The organism is Sediminimonas qiaohouensis DSM 21189, from assembly GCF_000423645.1.
Classification (GTDB): Bacteria; Pseudomonadota; Alphaproteobacteria; order Rhodobacterales; family Rhodobacteraceae; genus Sediminimonas; species Sediminimonas qiaohouensis.
Genome location: NZ_AUIJ01000009.1, coordinates 120,876 through 144,570 on the forward strand (window position 1 = coordinate 120,876; position 23,695 = coordinate 144,570).

The 23,695-nt window shown below is 63.6% G+C and carries 23 protein-coding genes and 1 pseudogene; 16 read left to right on the plus strand and 8 right to left on the minus strand.

Annotated features, from left to right (window positions below):
• Window positions 1-7: 7 nt before the first annotated feature.
• The 6 genes from G568_RS0109675 to miaA form a co-directional block, all read right to left on the minus strand.
• Complete coding sequence (locus tag G568_RS0109675) at window positions 8-2,092, minus strand: dipeptide ABC transporter ATP-binding protein (RefSeq protein ID WP_026757838.1); 2,085 nt, start codon at window positions 2,090-2,092, stop codon at window positions 8-10.
• Between the two features lie 99 nt (window positions 2,093-2,191).
• Window positions 2,192-3,376 carry an ABC transporter permease gene (locus G568_RS0109680; protein ID WP_026757839.1) on the minus strand — a complete coding sequence of 395 codons (1,185 nt, stop codon included), beginning with the start codon at window positions 3,374-3,376 and terminating at the stop codon, window positions 2,192-2,194.
• Between the two features lie 15 nt (window positions 3,377-3,391).
• A complete protein-coding gene (locus tag G568_RS0109685; RefSeq protein ID WP_026757840.1) occupies window positions 3,392-4,444 on the minus strand; it encodes an ABC transporter permease in 1,053 nt (350 codons plus the stop codon).
• Between the two features lie 144 nt (window positions 4,445-4,588).
• Window positions 4,589-6,244 (minus strand): ABC transporter substrate-binding protein, encoded by a 1,656-nt coding sequence (locus G568_RS0109690; protein WP_026757841.1) that lies wholly within the window; start codon window positions 6,242-6,244, stop codon window positions 4,589-4,591.
• A 265-nt stretch (window positions 6,245-6,509) separates the two neighbouring features.
• Entirely contained in the window at window positions 6,510-7,322 is an 813-nt protein-coding gene (locus G568_RS0109695; RefSeq protein ID WP_026757842.1) for an AraC family transcriptional regulator, read from the minus strand.
• Between the two features lie 99 nt (window positions 7,323-7,421).
• The gene (gene miaA, locus G568_RS0109700; protein ID WP_026757843.1) at window positions 7,422-8,321 is read right to left on the minus strand and encodes a tRNA (adenosine(37)-N6)-dimethylallyltransferase MiaA; all 900 of its coding nucleotides are present in this window, start codon (window positions 8,319-8,321) and stop codon (window positions 7,422-7,424) included.
• A 139-nt stretch (window positions 8,322-8,460) separates the two neighbouring features.
• On the opposite strand from miaA, the gene pyrH reads away from it, so the two are divergent.
• The 13 genes from pyrH (at window position 8,461) to lpxB (ending at window position 20,647) form a co-directional block, all read left to right on the plus strand.
• A complete protein-coding gene (gene pyrH / locus G568_RS0109705; RefSeq protein WP_026757844.1) occupies window positions 8,461-9,195 on the plus strand; it encodes a UMP kinase in 735 nt (244 codons plus the stop codon).
• Window positions 9,196-9,245: 50 nt separating this feature from the next.
• Entirely contained in the window at window positions 9,246-9,809 is a 564-nt protein-coding gene (frr, locus tag G568_RS0109710; RefSeq protein WP_026757845.1) for a ribosome recycling factor, read from the plus strand.
• Window positions 9,810-9,854: 45 nt separating this feature from the next.
• Window positions 9,855-10,595 carry a polyprenyl diphosphate synthase gene (gene uppS, locus G568_RS0109715; protein WP_026757846.1) on the plus strand — a complete coding sequence of 247 codons (741 nt, stop codon included), beginning with the start codon at window positions 9,855-9,857 and terminating at the stop codon, window positions 10,593-10,595.
• A complete protein-coding gene (locus G568_RS0109720) occupies window positions 10,592-11,395 on the plus strand; it encodes a phosphatidate cytidylyltransferase (protein ID WP_026757847.1) in 804 nt (267 codons plus the stop codon). Before uppS ends, G568_RS0109720 begins: the two co-directional genes overlap by 4 nt.
• Window positions 11,392-12,573, plus strand: a complete 1,182-nt coding sequence (gene dxr / locus G568_RS0109725; protein WP_026757848.1) for a 1-deoxy-D-xylulose-5-phosphate reductoisomerase — start codon at window positions 11,392-11,394, stop codon at window positions 12,571-12,573. Before G568_RS0109720 ends, dxr begins: the two co-directional genes overlap by 4 nt.
• Before the next feature lie 28 nt (window positions 12,574-12,601).
• A complete protein-coding gene (gene rseP / locus G568_RS0109730) occupies window positions 12,602-13,942 on the plus strand; it encodes an RIP metalloprotease RseP (RefSeq protein ID WP_026757849.1) in 1,341 nt (446 codons plus the stop codon).
• Between the two features lie 97 nt (window positions 13,943-14,039).
• On the plus strand, window positions 14,040-14,165 hold the full coding sequence (locus G568_RS20810; RefSeq protein ID WP_273250078.1) for a hypothetical protein: 126 nt from the start codon (window positions 14,040-14,042) through the stop codon (window positions 14,163-14,165).
• A gap of 124 nt (window positions 14,166-14,289) precedes the next feature.
• A complete protein-coding gene (bamA, locus tag G568_RS0109740; protein WP_026757850.1) occupies window positions 14,290-16,626 on the plus strand; it encodes an outer membrane protein assembly factor BamA in 2,337 nt (778 codons plus the stop codon).
• Window positions 16,626-17,318 carry an OmpH/Skp family outer membrane protein gene (locus G568_RS18635; RefSeq protein WP_051202905.1) on the plus strand — a complete coding sequence of 231 codons (693 nt, stop codon included), beginning with the start codon at window positions 16,626-16,628 and terminating at the stop codon, window positions 17,316-17,318. Before bamA ends, G568_RS18635 begins: the two co-directional genes overlap by 1 nt.
• A 112-nt stretch (window positions 17,319-17,430) precedes the next feature.
• Window positions 17,431-17,895, plus strand: coding sequence for a 3-hydroxyacyl-ACP dehydratase FabZ (gene fabZ, locus G568_RS0109750; RefSeq protein ID WP_026757851.1), 465 nt, complete (start codon window positions 17,431-17,433; stop codon window positions 17,893-17,895).
• Window positions 17,896-17,900: 5 nt separating this feature from the next.
• Window positions 17,901-18,686 carry an acyl-ACP--UDP-N-acetylglucosamine O-acyltransferase gene (gene lpxA, locus G568_RS0109755; RefSeq protein ID WP_026757852.1) on the plus strand — a complete coding sequence of 262 codons (786 nt, stop codon included), beginning with the start codon at window positions 17,901-17,903 and terminating at the stop codon, window positions 18,684-18,686.
• 25 nt (window positions 18,687-18,711) lie between these two features.
• The gene (locus tag G568_RS0109760; RefSeq protein ID WP_245582925.1) at window positions 18,712-19,503 is read left to right on the plus strand and encodes an LpxI family protein; all 792 of its coding nucleotides are present in this window, start codon (window positions 18,712-18,714) and stop codon (window positions 19,501-19,503) included.
• A 1-nt stretch (window position 19,504) separates the two neighbouring features.
• Window positions 19,505-20,647 (plus strand): lipid-A-disaccharide synthase, encoded by a 1,143-nt coding sequence (gene lpxB / locus G568_RS0109765; protein WP_026757854.1) that lies wholly within the window; start codon window positions 19,505-19,507, stop codon window positions 20,645-20,647.
• A 170-nt stretch (window positions 20,648-20,817) separates the two neighbouring features.
• Here lpxB and G568_RS0109770 read toward each other — a convergent pair whose 3' ends face one another.
• Window positions 20,818-21,459: a class I SAM-dependent methyltransferase gene (locus G568_RS0109770; RefSeq protein WP_026757855.1), complete on the minus strand. Its 642-nt coding sequence runs from the start codon at window positions 21,457-21,459 to the stop codon at window positions 20,818-20,820.
• A complete protein-coding gene (gene mnmA, locus G568_RS0109775; RefSeq protein WP_026757856.1) occupies window positions 21,456-22,598 on the minus strand; it encodes a tRNA 2-thiouridine(34) synthase MnmA in 1,143 nt (380 codons plus the stop codon). The genes G568_RS0109770 and mnmA overlap by 4 nt, the downstream gene beginning before the upstream one ends.
• A 122-nt stretch (window positions 22,599-22,720) precedes the next feature.
• Between mnmA and sciP the strand changes: the two genes are divergently transcribed.
• The 3 genes and pseudogenes from sciP to G568_RS19930 all read left to right on the plus strand — a co-directional run.
• Window positions 22,721-22,999, plus strand: coding sequence for a CtrA inhibitor SciP (gene sciP / locus G568_RS0109780; protein WP_026757857.1), 279 nt, complete (start codon window positions 22,721-22,723; stop codon window positions 22,997-22,999).
• Window positions 23,000-23,095: 96 nt separating this feature from the next.
• Window positions 23,096-23,470 (plus strand): annotated as a pseudogene (locus G568_RS18640) (response regulator); the annotation flags it as partial.
• A 62-nt stretch (window positions 23,471-23,532) separates the two neighbouring features.
• Window positions 23,533-23,695, plus strand: a 163-nt coding sequence (locus G568_RS19930; RefSeq protein WP_026757991.1) for a transposase, incomplete at its 3' end; no start/stop codon positions are given.

Genomic DNA, 23,695 nt, shown 5'->3' on the forward strand with positions numbered 1-23,695 from the left:
CGATGAATCACTCGGCGGCGATCTTGATCACCGGCTCCATCCGCTCCAGCATCGCGTCGGCCAGGTGGCACTTGATCTGGTGCCCATCCCCCATGTCCCGAAGCGGCGGCACGTCCGTTTCGCACAGGTTCCCGGGCACCTTGTCCTTCCAGCCACAGCGCGTCTGGAACGGGCAGCCCGACGGCGGGTTCATCGCCGACGGAATATCCCCCTCCAGCACGATATGCTTCTTCTCGACATGCGTGTCGGCGATCGGCACCGCCGACAGCAGCGCCTCGGTATAAGGGTGATAAGGCGGCGAGAACACCTGGTCCGTGGTGCCCAACTCGACCACATGGCCGAGGTACATCACCATCACCCGGTCGCTAAGATAGCGCACGATGCTCAGGTCGTGACTGATGAACAGCAGCGTCGTCTTGTGCTCGCGCTGGATCTCCATCAGCAAGTCCGTCACCGCTGCCTGCACCGACACGTCAAGCGCCGAAACAGGCTCGTCCGCGACCACGATCCGTGCATCACCGGCGAATGCGCGCGCGATCCCGACGCGCTGTTTCTGCCCGCCCGACAGCTGCCGGGGCATCCGGGTTGCAAAGGCGCGCGGCAGCTTGACCAGGTCCAGCAGCGCCAGCATCCGCTCGCGGCGATCGGCCTCGGACTTGCCGACGCCGAAAATCTCCAGCGCCCGCATGATCTGCCGGCCGACTGTCATCGACGGGTTGAGCGTATCGAACGGGTTTTGAAACACCATCTGGATGTCCGACACCGTCTTGGTGTCGCGGTCCTGAATGGCGATGTCCTGTATCTCGCGGTTATCGAGGAATATCTTGCCGCCCGTCGCTGTCTCCAACCCCATGAGAACCTTGGCAAATGTGGACTTGCCGCAACCGGATTCGCCCACGATGGCCAGCGTCTCGCTTTCGCGCGCCTCAAAGCTGAGCGTCTCGTTCGCCTTGACGACCTTCTTCTCGCCGCCGCCAAACAGGGCGTTGGCCGCCACCTCGTAATATTTGCGCAGGTTGTCCATCGACAGCACGACCTCGCCGGGCTCGGCCGTCTCCTTTGCCACGCTTGCCTGCAGCGGCGCGTCCCAATCGATCTCCTTGAACCGCAGGCAGCGGCTTTCATGCGCGCCGGCCTCGTCCACCGGGTCCATGAATATGTGCCCCTGGTCGCACAGCCCTTCCTGGAAATAGTCGCAGCGCGGCCCGAAATTACAGCCCGGCGGCCGCTCATGCGGCAGCGGGAAGTTGCCCGGGATTGCCACCAGCGGCCGCGCGTTCTTGTCCGCGCCGGGCAGGGGGATCGACCGGAACAGTGCCTGCGTGTAGGGGTGGCGCATCTTGTTGAACACGGTCTCGATCGCGCCGCGCTCCACCGCCTCGCCGGAATACATCACGCAAATTCGGTCGCAGGTCTCCAGAACCAGCCCCAGGTTATGCGAGATGAACAACATCGAGGTGCCGTATTTCTTGCCCAGGTCTTTGACCAGCTCCACGATCGACGCCTCCACCGTGACATCCAGCGCCGTCGTCGGCTCGTCCAGGATCAGTAGCGCCGGCTTCGACATCAGCGCCATCGCGATCACGATCCGCTGTTGCTGCCCGCCCGATAGCTGGTGAGGAAACGCCCGCAGGATACGCTCGGGATCGGGCAGCTTCACGTCGCTGATCACCTGTAGCGCGCGCTTTCGCGCCTCGTCTTTGGAAATGCCCTCGTGGATCATCGGCACTTCCATAAGCTGCTTTCCGATCCGCATCGCCGGGTTCAGCGACGCCATCGGCTCCTGGTAGATCATCGCGATCTCGTTGCCGCGAATGTGCCGCAACTCGGCCTGCGACATTTGCGACAGGTCGCGCCCCTTGAACTTGATGGTGCCCCCCACGATCCGGCCATTGACGCCCAGATCCTGCATCACCCCAAGTGCGACCGTGGATTTGCCGCACCCGGACTCGCCTACAAGCCCCACGGCCTCGCCGGGTTGCACCGAGACCGAGAAATCCATGACCGCCGGGATTTCCTGCAACCGCGTGAAAAACGAAATCGACAGTCGGTCGATCTCGAGGATCGGGCCTTCATAATCCGGGTTTGCCATTTTTGTCTCCCTGTCGGACGCTTTGCGCGCCCCTGTCTTCATCTTGCCAAAAATACTCCGGGGGGTACGGGGGGCAGGGCCCCCCGCCGGTCCCGGCCGTCAATCCCGCAAGGATTCCTCGCGCAGCCCGTCCGCCAGCAGGTTCAGCCCCAGAACAAGGCTCAACAACGACAGCGCCGGCGGCAGCGCCGGGTGCGGGTAGATCGACAACAGCTTGCGCCCCTCGTTGATGGTGCTGCCCCAGTCCGGGCTTTCGGGGCTCAGGCCCAGTCCGAAGAAGCCCAACGTTCCCAAAAGGATCGTGGTATAGCCGATGCGCAGGCAGAAATCGACGATCAGCGGCCCGCGCACGTTGGGCAGGATCTCCCATAGCATGATGTACCACGGCCCCTCGCCGCGGGTCTGCGCGGCGGCGACATAATCGCGCGATTTGATATCCATGGTCAGGCCGCGCACGATCCGGAACACCGTGGGCGAGTTGACAAACACCACCGCCACGAACACCACCAGAAGGTTCGGCGGGAACCCGATCACGCCCAACGGGTCCGCGTTCCACGCGATGCCAAGGTAAAGCCACCCGCCGATCAGCACTGTGATGGCCACGTAGATGTTGCGCTTGGGCGGCTGGGTGAAGAACCGCGAGTTGAACAGCACCACCAGGAACAGGATCGGAAAGATGAACAACACCCCGGCCATGTAGACAGGTATGCCCGTCGCGACGATCTCGGGCGTCACCAACAGGTAAAACAGCAAGATCACCGGGAACGCCAGGATCAGGTTCGCCAGGAACGACAGGACCGTGTCCAGCTTGGTGCCATAATACCCCGCCGGCAGGCCAAGCGTGATGCCCACCATGAATGCAAACAGCGTGGCAAAGGGCGCGATCTTCATCACTTCCCACGACCCGACGACCATGCGCGAGAACACGTCGCGGCCAAGGTTGTCGCCGCCCAGCAGGTAATAGGGATAGGTGCCCTCGGCCACGTCGCCGATCATCTTGGTGTAGGGCGTGCCCGGCAGCTTGTTCTTCATTGCGCCGCTTTGTTCCAGAACATTATGCGTGATGATCAGATCGAACGCCCCGCCGAGTATCCCGGTGAACACCCAGAACATCACGAGGGCAAAGCCGGCCATGCCGATGGTGGAATCGAACAGCTTGCCATAAAGCCCCAGCCGCCGCTTGAACGTGATCGACACCGCGAAGGTCACGATCAGGGCAATCCAGACGGGAATGAACTGGATCAGGATACGGGCGATGATTTCACCCCAACTCAATGCTTCCATGGTCCCTGTCCTCCCTTAGGATACGCTGATGCGCGGGTTGAGATAGACATAGCCGATATCCGAGATCAGCTGCGTCACCAGCACCACGAACACCGACACGACCGACACCCCAAGCAGCAACTCGATGTCATTATTGCTTGCCGCCTGCACCAGGGTCCAACCGAAGCCCTTGTAGTTGAACAGGGTCTCGACGATTACCACACCGTTCAGAAGCCAAGGAAACTGCAGCATGATCACGGTGAACGGCGCGATCAGGGCGTTGCGCAGTGCGTGGCGCATCACGATATTGGAAAACGTCACCCCCTTGAGGCGCGCGGTGCGGATATATTGCGCGGTCATCACCTCGGCCATCGAGGCGCGCGTCATCCGCGCGATATACCCCATCCCGTAAAGCGCGATGGTCAGCACCGGCAGAAAGAAGTTCTCGAAAGTCGGGTTCTCCATGGCGCTTGTAGCCGTACCCTTGAACCATCGCAGCCCCATCGTGGACGAGGCGAACACCGCGATCAGGATCACGCCCGAGACGTATTCCGGCGTCGCCGTGGTGGTGATGGCGAATGTCGATAGCGTCCGGTCGGTGCGCGTGCCCTCGCGCATCCCCGCCAGCACCCCCAGCGCCAGCGCCGAGGGCACCATCAGCACGATAACCCAGAACATCAGGATCCCGGTCAGCCCCAATCGTTCACTGACGATCGACGACACCTCGCTGCGGAACACTGTCGAGGCGCCCCAATCGCCTTGGATCACGCCGCAAAATGTCGGCGCCGCGGCCAATTCTTCGGATGTCACCGTGCCCGTCACACATCGCCCGCGCATGCCGTCTTCGACCTCGACGGTCCAGCCGGGCAGCACGCCCAGCCACTGACCGTACTTGATCGGCAGAGGTTGCATATGGCCGTTGCGTGCAAGGTAGCTTTCCACCTGCTCGTCGCTCATGCGGAAGTTGCCTTGGGTCTTGGCCAGTTTTTCAAGGTTCGGGTAAAGGTTGGTCAGGAAAAAGACGATGAAGGTCAGGCAAAGCGCCGTGAAGATCATCACGCCCAACCGCCGCAATATGAACAGTCCCATGTTTGTGCCCCTGTCAGTCGCCAGGCCGCGGTTCGCCGGTGGACGGCTCCGCGCGAATTATTGTCTTATTGGCAGCCACTGTTGCTGCTGTGGCCAGCGAAAAAGGGCCGCGCCTTCGCGGCGCGGCCCTGGAACGTGCAACGATCAGGCAATGCCCCACTTGTAGTGGTGATGCTCGAACGTGATGTGCTGATCGGCCCCCATGACGTTCTCGGTCATGTGCCGATAGAGCGAGCGCCAGTAGGGCTGAATCGTGACGCCCTCTTCCTGGATCATCGCCTCGAGCTTGGCCGCGATCTTGGAACGCTCATCGGCATCTGCGATCGACAGCGCCTCGCCCAACAGCTCGTCGAACTCTTCGTTGGACCAGCCAAATTCGTTCCACGCCTCACCCGAACGATACGCCAGCGCCCAGATCTGCACCGCCAGCGGCCGGTGGTTCCAGTTGGTCGAGCTGAACGGGTATTTCGTCCAGTCGTTCCAGAAGGTCGAGCCGGGCAGGATCGTGCGCTTGACCTTCATGCCGGCGTCGCGCATCTGCGCGGCCACGGCATCGGTGGTGTTCTTGCGCCAGTCGTCGTCGATCGACACGATGTCATGCTCGAAATCGGCCATTCCGGCCTCTTCGATCAGGGCCATCGCGGCCTCGGGATCGTATTTTGACGGCCCGATATCCGCATATTCCGGGTGTACCGGCGCCGCGTGGTGGTTGGCCGCGGGAACGCCCCGCCCACCATAGCCCAGCTCAAGGCACACGGCGTTGTTGACGGCCATCTGCACGGCCTTGCGCACGCGCTTGTCGGCGTAGGGTTTCATGCCGTTGACCTCGGCCAGCTGGTTGGGCCGGATCACGATGGTAGCGCCGGTGACGACTTCGGATTTCTTCAGGCCAAGCCCATCCATGATGTCGATGAATTCGCCCACCGATTCATGCAGCATGTGCACTTCCTCGGATTCGATCGCCGCCAGCCATGCCGCGGCGTCGGTGCCGAAATCGATGTATTCGATCCGGTCCAGGTAGGGACCGCCATAGACATCGGTGCCCCACCAGGTGTGATCCTCGTTGCGCACAAGGGTGCTGCCAACGCCGACCTCGTGCCGCTCGATCAGGTAGGGGCCGGTGCCCACGTTCTGGATCTCGTCGGGGTTGTAGGAGCTGTGAACAACCGCCGCCGGGTAATCGGCAAAGCCCGGTATGATCGAGATATCGGATTTCGGCAGCGTCAGCTTGACGGTGTGGTCGTCCACGACGGTGATCGCGCCGTCGCGGGCCTTGCCGGTTTCCTCGTCGATCAGGCTGGACACACGCGCGGCCATCGAGTTGCCCTCGACATCCTTCTCGCACCAGCGCGTGATGTTGCGCGCCACGTCTTCGGCGGTGAAGTCGTCACCGTTGTTCCACTTCACGCCCTGGCGCACGTTCAGCGTATATTCGGTGGCGTCCTCGTTCACGTCCCAGCTCTCAAGCAACATGCCGCGAATTGAGCCGTCGTTGTTATATTCCACCAGGTATTCGAGGGTGCCGCGCGTGACGTTGGCAATCTCGGACCAGTCGGCGGTGCGCGTATCCTTGAGCGCGCGCAGGCTCATCTGACAGCGCAAAGTGCCGCCCATCGGCGGGGTTTCCTGCGCTTGCACGGGGGCCGACAGCCCGCCCAGGCTATAGGCTGTGGCTGCGCTAACGCCAAGCGCGGTGGCCCGGGCCAGGAATTCGCGGCGGTCGAGTTTGCCGGCCTTGAATTCCTCTGCGTGCATACGCGCGGCGCTATGAATTTTCGCTGTATGTTGCTGGTGCGTCATCGTCATCTCCCTGTGACACATGTATCGGTCGGTCTAATTCTTCTTCGCTGCGCGTCTGAGGCGCCTGCCCACGTGTGGAAACGGGGGCCTGACCGTACCCAAAGTGCATTCGGCACTAGATTATCCCTCCCGTCAACGTGCGCTTTCGGCATTTCCACTCCCAAAAGCGACATCAATCCCATTCAAAAACGACATGGGCGCGTTTCGCAAGAAACATTTGCGGGGCAGGGCGATTTGTCCTGACCGTATCGGGAGATATCGGCGATCAGGGCCGCGCATTGCGGCGCAGCGCACTGGGGGGGTGCCCCGTCTGGTGCTGCACGAAGCGCGAGAAATAGGCGGCGCTGCCGAACCCAAGCGCCTGCCCGATGTTTTGAAGGGGGTGGTCGCTGGTCTCGATCAACTCCCGCGCGGCATGAAGCGTGCATTGCGTCAGGATTTCCGAGGCCGTCATGCCCGACGCCTCGCGGCACGACCGCGTCAGGTGCGTTGGCGTGACCCCCAGGTCGGTGGCGTAATCGGCCATCGGCTTGCCGGTGCTGAAATCCCGCGCGACCAGCGCACAAAACGCCTGCGACAGCCTTTTCGCCGCCTCGCTGCCCGCGGATCGCTCGTCCGCGTCGCCCATCTCGATCATCTGGCGCCTGAGCCAGACCGACAAGCGGATCGCGTCAGCCATTACGCATTCATCCGAGAACGGGCGATTGCCCGCCTGCTCGCGTTGCATGTCCTCCACGATGCTGGTGATTTCTGCTTGGGCATGCACGTCGCGCACCCTCAGGTGCTGCGCTTCGTCCGGCAGGCCAATGCCCGAGCGCGCCGGCAGCTGTATCGCCAGACCAAAGCCCTGCTTGCCCAGATCCAGCGAAAACAGGTGCCCCGCCGGAATGAACAGCGCATTATGGATGCCGACGCCTTTGCGCACGCCTTGCACCACGGCAAGGCCCTGGCCCTTGGTCACCCACAACAGCAGATCGGATTCGTGCACATGCTGAAGCCCCAAACGCCAGCTGCTGCCCTTCGCCAGTTGCGCGATGGACTGAATGGAAATGCGCGGTACAACGTACGAAGCGTTCAAGGCGCCCCCTTTTGAGTGTGGCGTGTGTGGTCAAGGATTCGCGGTAGGTTGCCCCGAAACTGCGGCGAAATGTTGAAAATTGTAAACCGGGAGGGGCGGTCAGTGCGATTCGACCGCGAAAATCCGCCAGTTTCGCATCCGGCCGCGGAACCAATTCCGCTGACGCTTGGCAAATTGGCGCGTGGCGATGGTCACGGCCTCGCGCGCCGCCTCAAGCGTCATCTTGCCGCGCAGGTAGCTGATCAGCTCCGGCGCGCCGATCGCCTTGCTTGAGGGGCGCGAAGGCACCCAATCGTCTAGGTTCTCGCGCGCCTCGTCGATCGCGCCCTCGTCCAGCATCTTGTCAAAGCGCCGCGCGATTCGCGCGTTGAGCCACTCCTTGTCGGCATGCACAAGGATCGGCGTGCAGGCCTGCAGCGGCAAGAGCGGCGGCGGCGTGTCGTCCTGCCAATCGGACAGCCCCCGACCCGTGGCCTGCAACACCTCCCAGGCGCGCTGTATCCGGACGGGGTTTTGCGTGTCGATCCGCTCACGGGTGCGCGCGTCCACCTCCCAAAGCAGGGCCTCCGCGCCTGCCTCCCGCATGCGGGCATCAGCATCGGCGCGGACATTTTGCGGAATCGCCGGTATCTCGGCCAGCCCTTCGGTCAGCGCCGAGAAATAAAGCCCTGTCCCCCCGACGATAATCGGTCGCTCTTGCCCCTTGCCCCGCAACAGCGGCGCCACCTCCCGTAGCCAATGCCCCACGGAATAAGCGCCCTCGCGCGGGATATGCCCATATAGGCGGTGCGCAACGCGCGCTTCATCCTGCGGCGACGGGCGCGCCGTCAGGATGCGCCAGTTGTCATAGACCTGGATCGCGTCGGCATTCACCACCATGCCGCCATGCGCCTGCGCGATACGCATCGCCAGCGCCGATTTGCCCGACGCGGTCGGGCCGGCGATCAGGACGGGCCGATTGTCGTCAACGCCGTCTGGCAGGGGGGGCAGGGTGCTCATACGTGCAACATAGACGGTGCGCGCGCGGGATTTAAGGTCATTGCACCGGGTTTTTGCGCGCGGGGGCCATCGGTCATTGAACATGGCGGGGTTTTGCGACATTTTGCGCCCAACCATTCAATCCATACGGAGCCCGCCCATGGACGACGACCCGACCCCACGGCAGACCAAGTTCGGCCGCGTGATGCTAAAGATATCCGGCGAGGCGCTGATGGGGGATCAAGGGTACGGGTTGCACCCGCCAACCGTGCAGCGGATCGCCCGCGAGGTGCAATCGGTGCACGAAATGGGCGTCGAGATCTGCATGGTGATCGGCGGCGGCAACATCTTTCGCGGGCTGCAGGGCTCCGCCCAGGGGATGGAGCGCACGACCGCCGATTACATGGGCATGCTGGCCACCGTGATGAACGCGCTGGCAATGCAAAGTGCGCTGGAGGCGCTGGACATTCACACCCGCGTGATCAGTGCCATCCGCATGGACGAGGTCGCCGAGCCATATATCCGCCGCCGCGCGGTGCGGCACCTTGAGAAAAAGCGCGTCTGCATCTTCGCCGCCGGCACCGGCAATCCGTATTTCACGACCGACACCGCGGCAACGCTGCGCGCCAACGAGATGAACTGCGAGGCGATCTTCAAGGGCACCAAGGTCGACGGCGTCTATGACAGCGACCCGGGCAGCAACCCGAACGCGCGCCGCTTCGATCGGGTCAGCTATGACGAGGTGCTGGCGCAGCACCTTGGCGTGATGGATGCCAGCGCGATCGCACTGGCGCGCGACAACAACCTGCCCATCATCGTGTTCTCGCTCGATGAGCCGGGCGGATTCCGGGGTATCCTTGCCGGGCACGGAACCTATACAACCGTGCACAGCTAGGGCTAGGCTTGCCGAACGGGCGCGTGGCACACGAAGGAAAGAGCAAGAAAATGTCAGACGAAATTGAAATCGATACCGACGATCTGGAACGCCGCATGGAAGGGGCCATTGCCTCCTTGCGGACCGAGTTTGCCTCGCTGCGCACAGGGCGGGCGTCGGCCTCCATGCTGGAGCCGGTCATGGTCGAGGCGTATGGCCAGCGGACCCCGATCAACCAGGTCGGCACCGTCAACGTGCCCGAGCCGCGCATGGTTACCGTCAACGTCTGGGACAAGTCGCTTGTGAACAAGGTCGAGAAGGCAATCCGCGAAAGCGGCCTTGGCATCAACCCGCAGCTTAACGGCACGATCATCATGCTGCCGATTCCCGAACTGAACGAGGAGCGCCGCAAGGAGCTGAGCAAGGTCGCATCGCAATACGCCGAACACGCCCGCGTCGCCATCCGCAACGTTCGCCGCGATGGCATGGACCAGATCAAGAAGGCCAAGGGCGACGGCATGTCCGAGGACGATCAGAAGTTCTGGGAAAACGCGGTGCAGGAGCTGACCGACAAGTATATCGGCGTGGTCGACGAGTCCCTTGAGACGAAGCAATCCGAGATCATGCAGGTTTGAATACGCCCATCCCGAAACTGACAGGGGGCGGAAGTCATGCCCGCAATGACAAGACCAGCAAACGATAGTGCGGCCCAGGCGGGCGGCGGGCCGCGCCACGTCGCCATCATCATGGATGGCAATGGTCGCTGGGCGACGAAGCGCGGCCGTCCGCGCCTGTTTGGGCACCACGCGGGCGCGCGCCGGGTGCGCGAGGTTGTCGAGGCTTGCCCCGATCTGGGCGTCAAGTACCTGACGATCTTTGCCTTCTCGACCGAAAACTGGAAGCGCACGCAGGCCGAGGTATCGGGCTTGATGACCCTGTTTCGCCGCTACATCACGCGCGAGGCGCGCGAGCTGTTCAAAAAGGGCGTGCGCGTGCGGTTCATCGGCGACCGGCTGCGTCTTGATGACAAGCTGGTCGCGCTGATGGACGATCTGGAACTGATGACCGCCGAAAACGACCGCGTGCACCTGACCATCGCGCTCAACTACGGCTCCCGCGACGAGGTGGCCCGCGCGACGCGCCGCCTTGCGCAGGATGTCGCGGCCGGCAACCTCGATCCGCGCAGCGTGGACGAGGAAACGCTTCCTCGCTACCTCGATACCTGCGTCCTGCCCGATCCCGACCTGGTGATCCGCACCAGCGGCGAGGCGCGGATTTCCAACTTCCTGCTATGGCAGTCGGCCTATGCGGAATACGAATTCATCGACACGCTGTGGCCCGATTTCAGCGCGCAGGAGTTTGCCCGCCTTGTCGGCAGCTACGCAGGCCGCGACCGGCGATTTGGGGCCGTGAAGGCATGAGCACGCGCGCATCATGGGATGATCTTGCGCCGCGCGTCGCATCCGGCGCGGCGATGGTGGCCATCGGCGGGCTTGCCCTTTGGTGGGGCGGCCTGGTCTTTCACGCGATGATCGCGGTGGTTACGGCGCTGATGCTATGGGAATTGATGCGCATGTGCGCCCCGACCCCCGCAAGCGCGTCGATCCAGATCGCTATTCTGGGCGGTGTTGTTCTGATGGCATCGGCCTTTGTGTCGGGCTTTTTCACACTTCCTGCCATCGCCGCGGTCGTCCTCGTCGGCGCGGGGCAGGCGGGGGCAGGGCGCCGCGCCATATGGCTGGGCTATGCGGCGATGATCCTGCTGGCGGGCCTGGGCATGATCATGCTGCGCCTGCAGGCCGGGCCGCTTTGGATGGGGTGGCTGATCGGCGTTGTCGTGGTGACCGACATCGCGGGCTATTTCGCGGGCAAGGCGCTTGGCGGTCCCCGCGTCTGGCCGCGCGTCAGCCCCAAGAAGACATGGTCGGGCACACTGGCCGGATGGGCGGCGGCGGCAGTGCTTGGCGCGGGCCTCGCGGTTTGGGCCGGGAATGCGGCGGGCATCGGCGCGCTAACCGCGCTCAGCGTGCTTTTGTCGGCCGCCTCGCAAGCCGGCGATATCGCCGAAAGCGCGATCAAACGGCGCGCGGGCGTCAAGGATAGCTCGGCCCTCATCCCCGGCCATGGCGGTTTTCTCGACAGGTTCGATGGCATGATCGGCGCGGCGCTGATCGTGTTGCTGATCGGTGTCGTAGCGGGCTTTCCGCCGGGGGTGTCATGACCCGGATCACGGTACTTGGCGCGACGGGATCGATCGGGCAGAACACGCTGGATTTGGTCGCGCGCGACCCCGCCCGCTTTGACGTGGTCGCCCTGACCGGCGGGCGCAACATCGCGCAACTGGCCAGCGACGCGCGCAAATTCCGCGCCCAACTGGCCGTGACCGCGCATGACGATCTGCTGGACGATCTGCGCGCCGCCCTTGCCGGCAGCGGGGTCGAGGCGGCAGCCGGGCAGGCGGCCCTGATCGACGCGGCCAGCCGCCCGGCGGACTGGACCATGTCGGCGATAGTCGGCGCGGCTGGCCTCGCGCCGGGCCTCAAGGCGCTTGAGCAGGGTGGCACGCTGGCCCTGGCCAACAAGGAATCGCTGGTTACCGCCGGGCCGCTGGTGATCGAGACCGCGCGCAAGCACGGCGCCCGCATCATGCCGGTCGATAGCGAACATTCGGCGGTATTCCAGGCTCTCGTCGGCGAAGACATGGCCGCGGTCGAGCGGATCATCATCACCGCCTCGGGCGGCCCGTTTCGCGACTGGCCCCGCAGCCGCCTTGCCACCGCGACGGTGGCGCAGGCGTCGGCGCATCCGAACTGGGCCATGGGGCAAAGGATCACCATCGACAGCGCCTCGTTGTTTAATAAGGCGCTGGAGGTCATTGAAACCAAAGAGTTTTTCGGAATCTCGCCGCAAGATATCGAGGTGCTGGTGCATCCCGAGTCGCTGGTGCACGCGCTTGTGGGCTTTCGCGACGGGGCGCTGATGGCCCATATTGGCCCGCACGACATGCGCCACGCGATCGGCTACGCCCTCAACTGGCCCGATAGGGCCGCGCTGCCGGTGGCGCGGCTGGATCTGGCGCAGGTCGGCTCCCTGACATTCGAGGCCCCCGATCACGCCCGTTTCCCCGCGCTTCGCCTCGCGGGTGAGGTGATGGCACGCGGCGGATTGGCCGGCGCCGTGTTCAACGCGGCAAAGGAACGCGCGCTTGACGGGTTCCTTGCGGGCCGGATCGGTTTCCTGCAAATGGCGGACACCGTCGAAGAGGTGCTTTCCCGAATTTATCCCGACAATGGTCTTATTGATGCCGGGTTCTCACTTGATACGGTCGCCCGGGCAGACCATGTCGCACGGGTTACCGCCGATCAGGTGATGATGGACGCAGCGGCACCGCATTCATAAAACATAACGGAAAACAGGACGATTACGCGTGGACCCAATTACATTCATTCCTGAAATCGGCGGCTTGATCTGGACGATCGTGGCTTTCGTCATTGCCCTTTCGGTGATCGTGGCGGTGCACGAATATGGCCATTACATCATTGCCCGCTGGTCCGGCATCCGCTCCGAGGTGTTCAGCCTTGGCTTCGGTCCCGTCCTGTGGTCGCGCATGGACAAACACGGCACGCGGTGGCAGGTGGCCCTGCTGCCCTTCGGCGGCTACGTGAAGTTCCTCGGCGATTCTGACGCGGCCAGCGGCAAGGACGGCGAGGTGGTCGCATCCCTGTCCGAGGAAGAGCAGCGCCATACCATGCACGGCGCGCCGCTCTGGGCGCGCACGGCAACCGTCGCGGCGGGGCCGGTGTTCAACTTCGTGTTGGCGGTCGCCATTTTCACCGCCATCGGCCTGACGCGCGGTGTCCCGGTCGAGCCGCTGACCGTGGGTTCGGTGCACCCGATGCCCGTGGCGCATGACATCCGCCCCGGCGATACCCTGTTGACGGTCGAGGGGCACGCCATCTCCGACATCTCCGGCGAGGCGGGGCAGGAGGTGATCGAGGACCTGCCGAAACAGGCGTTGCTGGACTACACCGTGCGCCGCGACGGGCGCGAGACGCGCGTTCAGGGGCCGTTCATCATGCCGCCGATGGTGCAGCAACTTTCGCCACAATCGGCCGCGTATAACGCCGGCCTAAAGGCGGGCGATGTGATCACGGCGGTCGACGGCGCGCCGATCGTCGCCTTTGATCAGCTCAAGGACCGGGTCTTGGCGGCCGAGGGGGCGGCCCTGCTTCTGGATGTCTGGCGCGATGGTGAGACGCTGCAACTGACGCTGGCGCCGCGCCGCGTGGACGAGCCGACCGGCAGCGGCGGGTTCGAGACGAATTGGCGCATCGGCATCCTCGGCGGCATGTTCTTTGACCCGGCCACCGAATCCCCCGGCCCGGTCGAGGCCCTGATTGGCGGTGTCGCCACCCTGTGGGAGATCATCGTCGGCTCGGTTTCGGGCCTCTACCACATGATCACCGGCGCGATCAGCAGCTGCAACATGTCCGGCCCCATCGGCATCGCCGAGGTGTCTGGCCAGATGGCCAGCCAGGGCGCAATAAGTTTCATCTACTTCGTGGGGGTCCTGTCGGCCGCGGTGGGGCTGCTGAACCTGTTCCCGATTCCGGTGCTGGATGGCGGACACCTGGTTTTCTACGCCTACGAGGCCGTCGTCGGCAAACCGCCAAGCGACCAGGCCTTGCGGGTGCTGATGGCCGTGGGGCTTGCACTGATCCTGTCGGTGATGCTGTTCGCGCTCAGCAACGACGTGCTGTGCCCCTGATCAATTTGAATCGCCCGCTGCCCTGAACAGTCCAAATCTTGCCACATTCTCCCGCTAGGGTTGATCTGTACGACGTTGGTGAAGAAGGACGCAGACGATGCATACCATCCAAGCGGGAACACGCGGGCTTGGCCTGCTGGTGGCCCTGAACTGGGATCGCGTACTGGCACTTCTGGTGCTGGCCGGGTCCCTTGCGTTGGGTGCGCATCTGCACGCTTTCTAAGGTTTTCTCTCCCTGATCGGCAACAGCGCCCATTCCGAATTCGGAATGGGCGTTTTGCTGTTTTGACAAGGCAGGGTATTATCATTACTCAGAAGATGACTGGGATGTCTGACGGGGTTGAACGATGACCGATAAGAATCGCGTGCAGGGCGTCGCCCTCACAAGATGCGCAAATCCTTTGGCGGGTATCCGCGCTTTCTATTTCTTGCTGTTTTCACTTGTTTTTCTGGTTCTCGCGCAGGTTGCCAACGCGCAATCCTACCGCTTTGACGCGGTCCGGATCGAGGGAAACCAGCGGATCGAGGCGCAAACAATCCTGAATTACGCGGGAATCGCCCGCGGCGAAACGGTTTCGGCGGCCCAGATGAACGCCGCCTATCAGCGCATCCAGGGAAGTGGCCTGTTCGAAGAGGTCAGCGTCGACCCGCGCGGCAACACCCTGGTTATCTCGGTAAAGGAATACCCGACAATCAACCGCATCAGCTTTGAGGGCAATCGCCGCCTCAAGGACGACGCGCTTGGCGAGATGGTGCAATCCAAGTCGCGCCGCGTGTTCAACCCCACACAGGCCGAAAGCGACGCCGCCCGCATCGCCGAAGCCTACAGCCAGCAAGGCCGCCTTGCCGCCAAGGTGACGCCGCGGATCATTCGCCGGTCCGACAATCGCGTCGACCTGGTGTTCGAGATTTTCGAAGGCGGCCTGGTCGAGATCGAGCGTATCGGTTTCGTCGGCAACCGCGCCTATTCCGATTATCGCCTGCGCCGCGTGCTTGAGACCAAGCAGGCGGGCATTTTGCGCGCCCTGATCAAACGCGATACGCTGGTCGAGGATCGGATCGAGTTCGACAAGCAGGTGCTCAACGATTTCTACCAGTCGCGCGGCTATGTCGATTTCCGCATCACCTCGGTGAACGCCGAACTGACGCGCGAGCGCGATGGCTATTTCATCACCTTCAACATCCAGGAAGGGCAGCAGTTCCGCTTTGGCGATATTACCACCACGACCGATCTGCAGCGCGTGAACGCGGATGACTACCAGGACGTGGTCAAGATGCGCCCCGGCGTGATCTATTCGCCCAGCCACGTGGACACGACCATCGCCCGGATGGAACGGCTGGCCATTCGCCAGGGGCACAATTTCGTCCGGGTCGAGCCGCGCATCACCCGCAATGATCGCGAATTGACGCTGGATGTCGAATTCATGCTGACGCGCGGGCCGCGCGTGTTCGTCGAACGCATCGATATCGAGGGCAACACGACCACGCTCGACCGGGTGATCCGGCGGCAATTCCGCGTGGTCGAGGGCGACCCGTTCAACCCGCGCCAGATTCGCGAAAGCGCGGAGCGTATCCGCGCGCTCGGCTTCTTCGAGATGGCCGAAGTGAACGCCCGCGAAGGCTCGCGCCCCGATCAGGTAATCGTCAATGTCGATGTCGAGGAAAAGCCGACCGGCTCGCTTAGCTTCGGCGGCGCCTACGGCACCAGCGGCGGCTTTTCCCTGCTTCTCAACTTCAAGGAAGAGAACTTCATGGGCCGCGGTCAACGGCTGAACCTGTCGTTCTCGGGCGCGGATTCGGACAAGGTCTATGCGCTCGGCTTTTCCGAGCCGGCCTTCCTTGGCCGCGACCTGCGGTTCGATCTGGACGTGTCGTATCGTGAGACGGACAACGATTTTGCTGACTATGACACCACCGTGATCCGTTTTCAGCCCGGCATCAGCTTCCCGATCAGCGACAATTCCCGCCTGAGCCTGTACTATAAGGCGGAGTCGGTCGATATTTTCGATTACACCTCCGGCGGAGCGATCATCGCGGCAGAGGCCGCCACCGGGGAACAAATCTCCAGCGCGGTCGGCTATTCGCTGAGCTACGACACGCGGCGCACCGGTCTGAACCCCAATGCAGGCGTTCTGCTTGAGTTCGGGCAGGAGTTCGCGGGCCTCGGCGGCGATACCACTTACCTGCGCAGCTCGGGCAAGGTGGTCGCGCAAACCCGCGTCTGGAACGAAGAAGTGACGCTGCGCGCCTCGCTCGAAGGCGGCGCGATCAACTACACCAGCGGCAACAGCCGCGTGACCGACCGCTACCTGATCGGCGGATCGAAAATGCGCGGGTTCGAGCCCGACGGCATCGGGCCGCGTGAGGTCGTTGGATCCACCGACGACGCCTTGGGCGGCAATGCCTATGCCGTCGCCAGTTTCGAGGCGGAATTCCCCCTCGGTTTGCCCAGTGAATACGGGATCACCGGCGGCGTGTTCTACGATGTCGGCTCGGCCTGGGATCTGGACGCGACCAACTCAAACGTCCTCTACGAGGATTTCTCGCTGCGCCATGTCGCCGGTGTGTCGGTCTTCTGGAAAACGCCCGTCGGCCCGCTGCGCTTCAACTTCTCCAACGCCCTGCAGAAAGAGGCGAAGGACCGCGAGCAAACCTTTGATCTGACGATCTCGACCCGGTTCTGATGTGGGCCTTGCGCGTATGCGGCGCGCTGCTGGTTGCAGCGCTGCTGGTGGCGCCCGCCACCAGCGCCCGCGCGCAAGACGATCAGGTCGTGCGCAGCCCGGTCCTGGCGATCGATCCCGATGCCCTGTTCACCCGCTCGCAGTTCGGACAGGCGTTCGAAGAGCAGCTGATCGAAGACAGTCGCGCGCTTGAGGCCGAAAACCGCCGTATCGAGGGCGAGTTGGCCGCAGAGGAACAGGCGCTTACCGAAAAACGCCCGCAGATGTCGCCCGAGGAATTCCGCGACCTGGCGGATGCCTTCGACACCAAGGTGCAGCGTATCCGCAACGAGCAGCAAGCCAAGGCGCGCAAGCTGAGCGAGCGGGGCGATGCCGCGCGTCGGAAATTTCTGAATGCGGCGGGCCCGATATTGCAGCGCATCATGCAAGAGGCGGGCGCCGCCGTGATCGTGGACAAGCGCACGATATTCATGAGCGCGGACATTATCGACGTCACCGGGCTGGCCGTCGAGAGGGTCAACGAGGCAATCGGCCGGGGCAAGGACCTGGGCGGCTCGGGCGCCGGCGACGCCCCCGACGCGCCGGAAGGGCCGGGCGCCGATGAATCCCCGTCCGTTCCAGACACCGACGGTTCGGTCCGCCTGCCACCGGCAAGCGACACGCAGCGCGCCGCGCCGCCGGAGAAACCATAACGCCTTGCCTCCACGGATCGCGGCGCGCTTGCCCCGGTGGGGGCGAGTTGCTAGTGACATCGGCAACAGCGCCGGGTCATGGCCCGCGCAAAACCAACCTGAAAGGGCCACCATGACCGAGCAGTTGCCATCCGCCGACATCCAGATGATCCAACGCATCCTGCCGCACCGCTATCCGTTCCTGCTGGTGGATCGGGTCGAGCAGATCAACGGCACCACCTCCGCCGTCGGCCTGAAGAACGTCACCGTCAACGAGCCGCATTTCCAAGGGCACTTCCCCGGCAAGCCGATCATGCCCGGCGTCACCATCGTCGAGGCCATGGCCCAAACCGCCGCGGTAATGGTCGGCGTCACCATGGGCATGGCCGACAAGAACATGCTGGTCTATTTCATGGCGATTGATCGCTGCAAGTTCCGCCGCATGGTCGTGCCCGGCGATGTGCTGCGTATGGACATGACGACCGTGCGCGGCAAACCCGGCGGCAAGGTCTGGAAATTCTCGGGCATGGCAAGTGTCGACGGCGAGATGGCCGCCGAAGCCGAGTTCACCGCCATGATGGACCTGACACAGGAGTGACCGGCATGAGCAGCCGAATACACCCCTCGGCGGTGATCGAAGAGGGCGCGCAGATCGCAGAAAGCTGCGAGATCGGCCCGTTTTGCCATATCGGGCCGGACGTGGTTCTTGCGCCGGGGGTGCAGCTCAAATCGCATGTCGTCGTTGCGGGCGACACCCGGATCGGGCCGGATACCGTGGTGTTTCCCTTCGCCTGTATTGGCGAGATCCCGCAGGACATGAAGTTTCGAGGCGAATCCACCCGGCTTGAGATCGGCGCGCGCAACCGTATCCGCGAACACGTGACCATGAATACCGGCACGGCGGGCGGTGGCGGCGTCACCCGCGTGGGCGACGACGGGTTGTTCATGGCCGGGTGCCACATCGCGCATGACGTGCAGATCGGTGATCGGGTGATCGTCGTCAACAACGCCGCGCTCGCCGGGCATTGCGTGCTTGAGGATGACGTGATCATCGGCGGCCTCTCGGGCGTGCATCAGTTCGTGCGCATCGGGCAGGGTGCCATCATCGGCGCGGTCACGATGGTCACCAATGACGTGATCCCCTACGGCCTTGTGCAGGCGCCGCGCGGCGTGCTGGACGGGCTGAACCTTGTCGGCCTCAAACGCCGGGGCGTCCCGCGCGAGGACATCACCGCCCTGCGCGCCGCCTTCCAGATGCTGGCGCAGGGCGAGGGGGCGTTTCAGGATCGCGCATCGCGCCTGCGCGACGAAACCCAAAGCGAATACGTCCGCCAGATCGTCGATTTCGTCACCGCGGGAAGCGATCGTTCCTTCCTGACGCCGGGCTGATCGGGTGGCCGGGCGTCTTGCCATATTGGCCGGTGGCGGGGCCCTGCCCGTGGCCTTGGCGCGGGCCTGCCCCGAGGCGCTGAGGGTTGTGTTCGACGGCGTCGCGCACGATTTGGCGCCGCCCACGCACACGCACCGTTTCGAACGGTTGGGCGCTCTGTTCGACTGGCTGCAGCAGCAGGAGGTTGAGCGCGTCGTCATGGCGGGCTCAATGACCCGCCCGCCGCTCGATCCCGCCGCGTTCGATGCCGAGATGCAAACCATCGCCCCGCGCCTTGTCGCAGCGATGCAAGAAGGCGATGATGGCCTTTTGCGGTTCATCGTGTCGCTTTTCGAGGAACGCGGTTTTGCCGTCGAGGGCGCCTATGAGATCCTGCCGGACCTGACGGCAGCCGAGGGGCCGATTGCAGGGCCCTCGCCGCATGCTGGCACCGCGCGCGACACCGCACGCGCCGCCAGCATCCTCGCCGCGCTGTCGCCGCTTGATCTGGGGCAGGCCTGCGTTGTCGAGGGCGGGCAATGCCTCGGGGTTGAGACCCTGCAAGGGACGGATTTCCTGCTCGACTGCACCGCGCGCACGCCCGAGGCCCTACGCGCGCCCGTGGGGCAGCGGGGGCTGCTTATGAAGGCGGCAAAGCGCGGGCAGGATCTGCGCGTGGACATGCCCGCCATCGGGCCAGACACCGCCGCGCACCTCGCGCGTGCGGGCCTGGCCGGCGCGGTGATCGAGGCGGGCCGCGTCATGATCCTTGAACGCGAGCGCGCTATCGAGGCCTTCGCGCAGGCCGGTCTGTTCCTGATCGCGCGGAGGCTGTGACATGCGCGTGTTCCTGATCGCCGGGGAGGCATCGGGCGATCGCCTGGGCGCGGCGCTGATGGCCGGGCTGAAAGCGCTGCGAGAGGATGTCGAGTTCACCGGCGTCGGCGGCCCGATGATGCAGGCCGAGGGTCTCAATAGCCTGTTTCCGATGGACGAGCTGAGCGTGATGGGTCTGTCCGAGATACTGCCAAAATACCGACAACTTACAGCGCGTATAAAGCAGACCGCAAAGGCGGCGATCGAGGCGCGCCCCGACGTCATGATCACCATCGACAGCCCCGATTTCTGCCTGCGCGTCGCCCGTTGGGTGAAGCGCGCGGCGGATATTCGCACCGTGCACTACGTCGCGCCCTCCGTCTGGGCCTGGCGCAGCGGGCGCGCGCGCAAAATGGCGCAAGTCATTGATCACGTTCTGGCTTTGCTCCCGTTCGAGCCGCCATTGATGCACGCCGCCGGGATGGAGTGCGATTTCGTAGGGCACCCGGTGGTATCCGAGCCGATCGCCGATGACACCCAGATCGCCGCAATGCGCGCCCGCCACGGCCTCGGCCAGGCGCCCGTTCTGCTAACCCTTCCAGGCTCGCGGCGCAGCGAAGTCACCCGCCTCGCCCCCATATTCCGCGAAACCCTTAATCGCGTCCTAACAAACCGCCCGGACACGCGCGTGGTGGTGCCGACCACCGCCAACCTTGCCGCGTTGATGCCCGATCTGATCGCGGATTGGCCCGGCGATCCGGTGCTCCTGACCCCGGACCAGCCCGATTTCACAGTTGATAAACGCGCGGCGTTCAAGACCGCGCAAGGTGCCTTGGCGGCGTCGGGGACCGTGTCGCTGGAGTTGGCGGCGAACGACACGCCGATGGTCATCGCCTACGACATGGCCCCGCTCAGCCGCCTCATTATCTCGCGCATGCTCAAGGTTGACACCGTGACGCTGGTCAACCTGGTCAGCGAAACCCGCGCGGTGCCGGAATTTATCGGCAAAGCCTGCCGGGCCGAGCGGATCGCCCCCGCGCTGGCGCAGATGCTCGACCATCCGCAAGCACAGTATGACGCGATGTCGCTGACGATGGAGCGATTGGGCCGCAGCGGCGAGCCGCCCGGCCTGCGCGCGGCGCGTGCGGTTCTGGATCGGCTGTAGGTGTTGTTCACCATCTGACATAAGCTAACCAACGGTAATCGGGCCTGTTATGCCGGGGACCAGTGATGGCCTAGCGCGAAATAGCGCCCGAAGGGCGCCGCGCATCGTCGATGCGCGACGTGATCAACGGCGACAAGAGGCCATCCCCAAACCGGAAGGTGCCGAAAACACTAGCTCACCCGGAACAACGCCACATCCTTGGCCGGGATTTCGCAATGCCAGCCGCGCATGCGGGCGATATGGCGCAGGGTTTCCTCGCGGTAGAACACGACATGGGTCGGGTCCTTGCGGTAGTGCCAGTTGCCAAAGGCCGCATCCTCGGTCTGAAAACAGGTCATGACCGCAAGCCAGCCACCGGGCCGGAGCATCGCGCCCATCCGGTCAAACTCCGCCGCCGGGGCGTGAAAATGCTCGACCACCTCGGTGCAGGTTACGAAATCGTAAGTCTGTGACAGCACGGCCGCGTCAGGCGCGAAAAACGGATCATACAGCGCCACCTGGTGCCCGGCCTCGCGCAGCATGGCCGCAAGCGCCGGACCGGGACCGCAGCCATAATCCAACCCGCATGCGCCCGGCGCCACGCGCTGCAACAGCGGGTCGCTCACCCGCGACAGAAAGCGCCTGTAGCCCGGGTCATCCACTGCGTTTTCATGGAGCAGGTATTGGGCGTGTTCCTGATCGGGCGACAACAACTGCCCGGGATCGCGGAACGTTGCCGCGCAGGTGCCACATCGGTGATAGGTGATGCCGTCATATTGCCCGAACTGCCTGCATCCGGCGTCATCACAGACGGGGCAGGCGGGGCCGTTCATCCCCGCCAGATCCAGCCACCGCCAAGCACCCGGCTGCTGCCTGTCTCGTAGAAAACGCAGGCCTGCCCGGGCGCGACGCCCTCCTCGGCGGTCAGCAGCTCCACCTCGGCGGTATCGGGGCCAAGCGGGCGAATGACCGCCTCGCGCGGCGGGCGGGTCGAGCGAACCTTGACCGCGACATGCCATTCTTCCGCGGATGCGAACGGCGCATCGCCCAGCCAATTCACCTCGCGCACGGGCACGGTGCGGGTCGCCAGCAATTCCTTTGGCCCAACGATAACCTGCTTGGCCTCAACATCCAGCTTCACCACGTAAAGCGGCTCGGACAGCCCGCCGATACCAAGGCCGCGCCGTTGCCCGATGGTATAGTGGATCACCCCATCATGCGCGCCCAGGTCGCGCCCATCGACATGCACGATCCGCCCCGGGTCGGCCGCACCGGGGCGCAGTTTCTCGATCACGCCCGCATAGTTCCCGTCGGGGACAAAACAGATGTCCTGGCTGTCTGGCTTGTCCGCCACCCGCAGGCCATAGCGTGCCGCCAACTCGCGCGTCGCGTCCTTGCTGGGCAGATGCCCCAGCGGGAAACGCAGGTAATCCAACTGCTCGGGCGTGGTGGAAAACAGGAAATAGCTTTGATCGCGGGCCGGATCGGCCGCGGAATGCAGCTCGGGACCGTTCTCGCCATCCTTTCGCTGGATATAGTGCCCGGTGGCCATGCAATCGGCCTCCAGATCCTTGGCGGTCTCCAGCAGATCCTTGAACTTGACCCGCTCGTTGCAGCGGATGCAGGGCACAGGCGTCGCCCCGGCAAGGTAGCTGTCGGCGAACTCGTCGATCACCGCGTCGCGAAAGATGTTCTCGTAATCCAGCACATAGTGGGGGAAACCCATATCCTCGGCCACGCGGCGCGCATCGTGAATGTCGATCCCGGCGCAGCACGCCCCCTTCTTGGCCAATGCCGCCCCGTGATCGTAAAGCTGCAGCGTCACGCCGACCACGTCATAGCCTTCTTCGGCCAGCTTGGCCGCCACGACAGAGCTATCCACCCCGCCCGACATCGCCACGACGACGCGGGTCTCCGACGGCGGCTTGGCGAACCCGAGGGAGTTCACTTCGGTTTTCCGATCCAGTGGCATGAGTGGCTCCAGTTGAAAGTTCGCAAGAATATAGGAAAATCCTAAACAGTCTCAAGCCCGCGTTTCATCTACCGTTAAGGGCGATGCCGCAGATTCCCCTAAACGACAAGGGGAATAGGGTGATGTATCTTAGAAAATTGGAAGGCAAGCGATCCGTATCGCTGCCTGATGGCTCGGTAATGACGCAATGCGATCTGCCGCCGTCCAATACCAAACGCTGGGTGGCCAGCCGCAAGGCCGCGGTCGTCAAGGGCGTCGCGTATGGCCTGATCAGCCGCGAAACCGCGTTGAGCCGCTACAGTCTCAGCGCAGAGGAATTCAGCGAATGGATTTCCGCCTATCATGACCACGGCGCCGACGCGCTAAAAGTGACCAGCTTGCAAAAATATCGACAGCCTTAAGTTGATGGCCCTAAAGTTGACCTACGGTAACCTGTAGTTAACCTTTATTGCCCACGGTTCGGGAGTGGATACACTGATGAGCGGAGTTCGAATAACATGCGCGTGCTGCTGGTGGAAGACGACCCGACGACCTCGAAAAGCATCGAGATGATGCTGACCCACGCCAACCTGAATGTCTACACGACTGACCTGGGGGAGGAGGGGATCGATCTTGCCAAGCTCTATGATTACGATCTGATCTTGCTCGATCTCGGGCTGCCGGACATGAACGGGCATGATGTCCTGCGCCAATTGCGGCTTGGTCGCGTCGATACCCCCATCCTGATCCTGTCCGGTGAAACCGATACCGAGAACAAGATACGTGGGTTTGGCTTCGGCGCCGATGACTACATGACCAAACCGTTTCATCGCGAAGAGCTTGTGGCGCGCATCCATGCCATCGTGCGCCGGTCGCAGGGGCATGCACAATCTGGACCTGTCGCGGTTTGGTGCCGCTCCTTTGATAGCATAATGTGCAGCAAAGGAGACGAACTATGGGCACAGGAAGAACGGATGAATTTCGCAAAGACGCGGTGCGAATTGCACTGACCAGCGGGCTAACACGGCGTCAGGTTGCCGACGATCTTGGTGTTGGGCTTTCGACGCTGAACAAATGGGTGACGGCTCACCGCGACACGGATGTGGTATCAGTCGAAG

Excerpts from the sequence above, each read along its gene's own strand:
- G568_RS20810 (WP_273250078.1), top strand. The coding sequence starts at position 14,040 with ATGCATACCATCCAAGCGGGAACACGCGGGCTTGGCCTGCTGGTGGCC.
- fabZ (WP_026757851.1), top strand. The coding sequence starts at position 17,431 with ATGACCGAGCAGTTGCCATCCGCCGACATCCAGATGATCCAACGCATC.
- frr (WP_026757845.1), top strand. The coding sequence starts at position 9,246 with ATGTCAGACGAAATTGAAATCGATACCGACGATCTGGAACGCCGCATG.
- G568_RS0109675 (WP_026757838.1), bottom strand. The coding sequence starts at position 2,092 with ATGGCAAACCCGGATTATGAAGGCCCGATCCTCGAGATCGACCGACTG.
- miaA (WP_026757843.1), bottom strand. The coding sequence starts at position 8,321 with ATGAGCACCCTGCCCCCCCTGCCAGACGGCGTTGACGACAATCGGCCC.
- G568_RS0109720 (WP_026757847.1), top strand. The coding sequence starts at position 10,592 with ATGAGCACGCGCGCATCATGGGATGATCTTGCGCCGCGCGTCGCATCC.
- dxr (WP_026757848.1), top strand. The coding sequence starts at position 11,392 with ATGACCCGGATCACGGTACTTGGCGCGACGGGATCGATCGGGCAGAAC.
- G568_RS0109685 (WP_026757840.1), bottom strand. The coding sequence starts at position 4,444 with ATGGGACTGTTCATATTGCGGCGGTTGGGCGTGATGATCTTCACGGCG.
- G568_RS18635 (WP_051202905.1), top strand. The coding sequence starts at position 16,626 with ATGTGGGCCTTGCGCGTATGCGGCGCGCTGCTGGTTGCAGCGCTGCTG.
- lpxB (WP_026757854.1), top strand. The coding sequence starts at position 19,505 with ATGCGCGTGTTCCTGATCGCCGGGGAGGCATCGGGCGATCGCCTGGGC.
- lpxA (WP_026757852.1), top strand. The coding sequence starts at position 17,901 with ATGAGCAGCCGAATACACCCCTCGGCGGTGATCGAAGAGGGCGCGCAG.
- G568_RS0109770 (WP_026757855.1), bottom strand. The coding sequence starts at position 21,459 with ATGAACGGCCCCGCCTGCCCCGTCTGTGATGACGCCGGATGCAGGCAG.
- G568_RS0109690 (WP_026757841.1), bottom strand. The coding sequence starts at position 6,244 with ATGACGCACCAGCAACATACAGCGAAAATTCATAGCGCCGCGCGTATG.
- pyrH (WP_026757844.1), top strand. The coding sequence starts at position 8,461 with ATGGACGACGACCCGACCCCACGGCAGACCAAGTTCGGCCGCGTGATG.
- uppS (WP_026757846.1), top strand. The coding sequence starts at position 9,855 with ATGACAAGACCAGCAAACGATAGTGCGGCCCAGGCGGGCGGCGGGCCG.
- mnmA (WP_026757856.1), bottom strand. The coding sequence starts at position 22,598 with ATGCCACTGGATCGGAAAACCGAAGTGAACTCCCTCGGGTTCGCCAAG.
- bamA (WP_026757850.1), top strand. The coding sequence starts at position 14,290 with ATGACCGATAAGAATCGCGTGCAGGGCGTCGCCCTCACAAGATGCGCA.
- sciP (WP_026757857.1), top strand. The coding sequence starts at position 22,721 with ATGTATCTTAGAAAATTGGAAGGCAAGCGATCCGTATCGCTGCCTGAT.
- G568_RS0109680 (WP_026757839.1), bottom strand. The coding sequence starts at position 3,376 with ATGGAAGCATTGAGTTGGGGTGAAATCATCGCCCGTATCCTGATCCAG.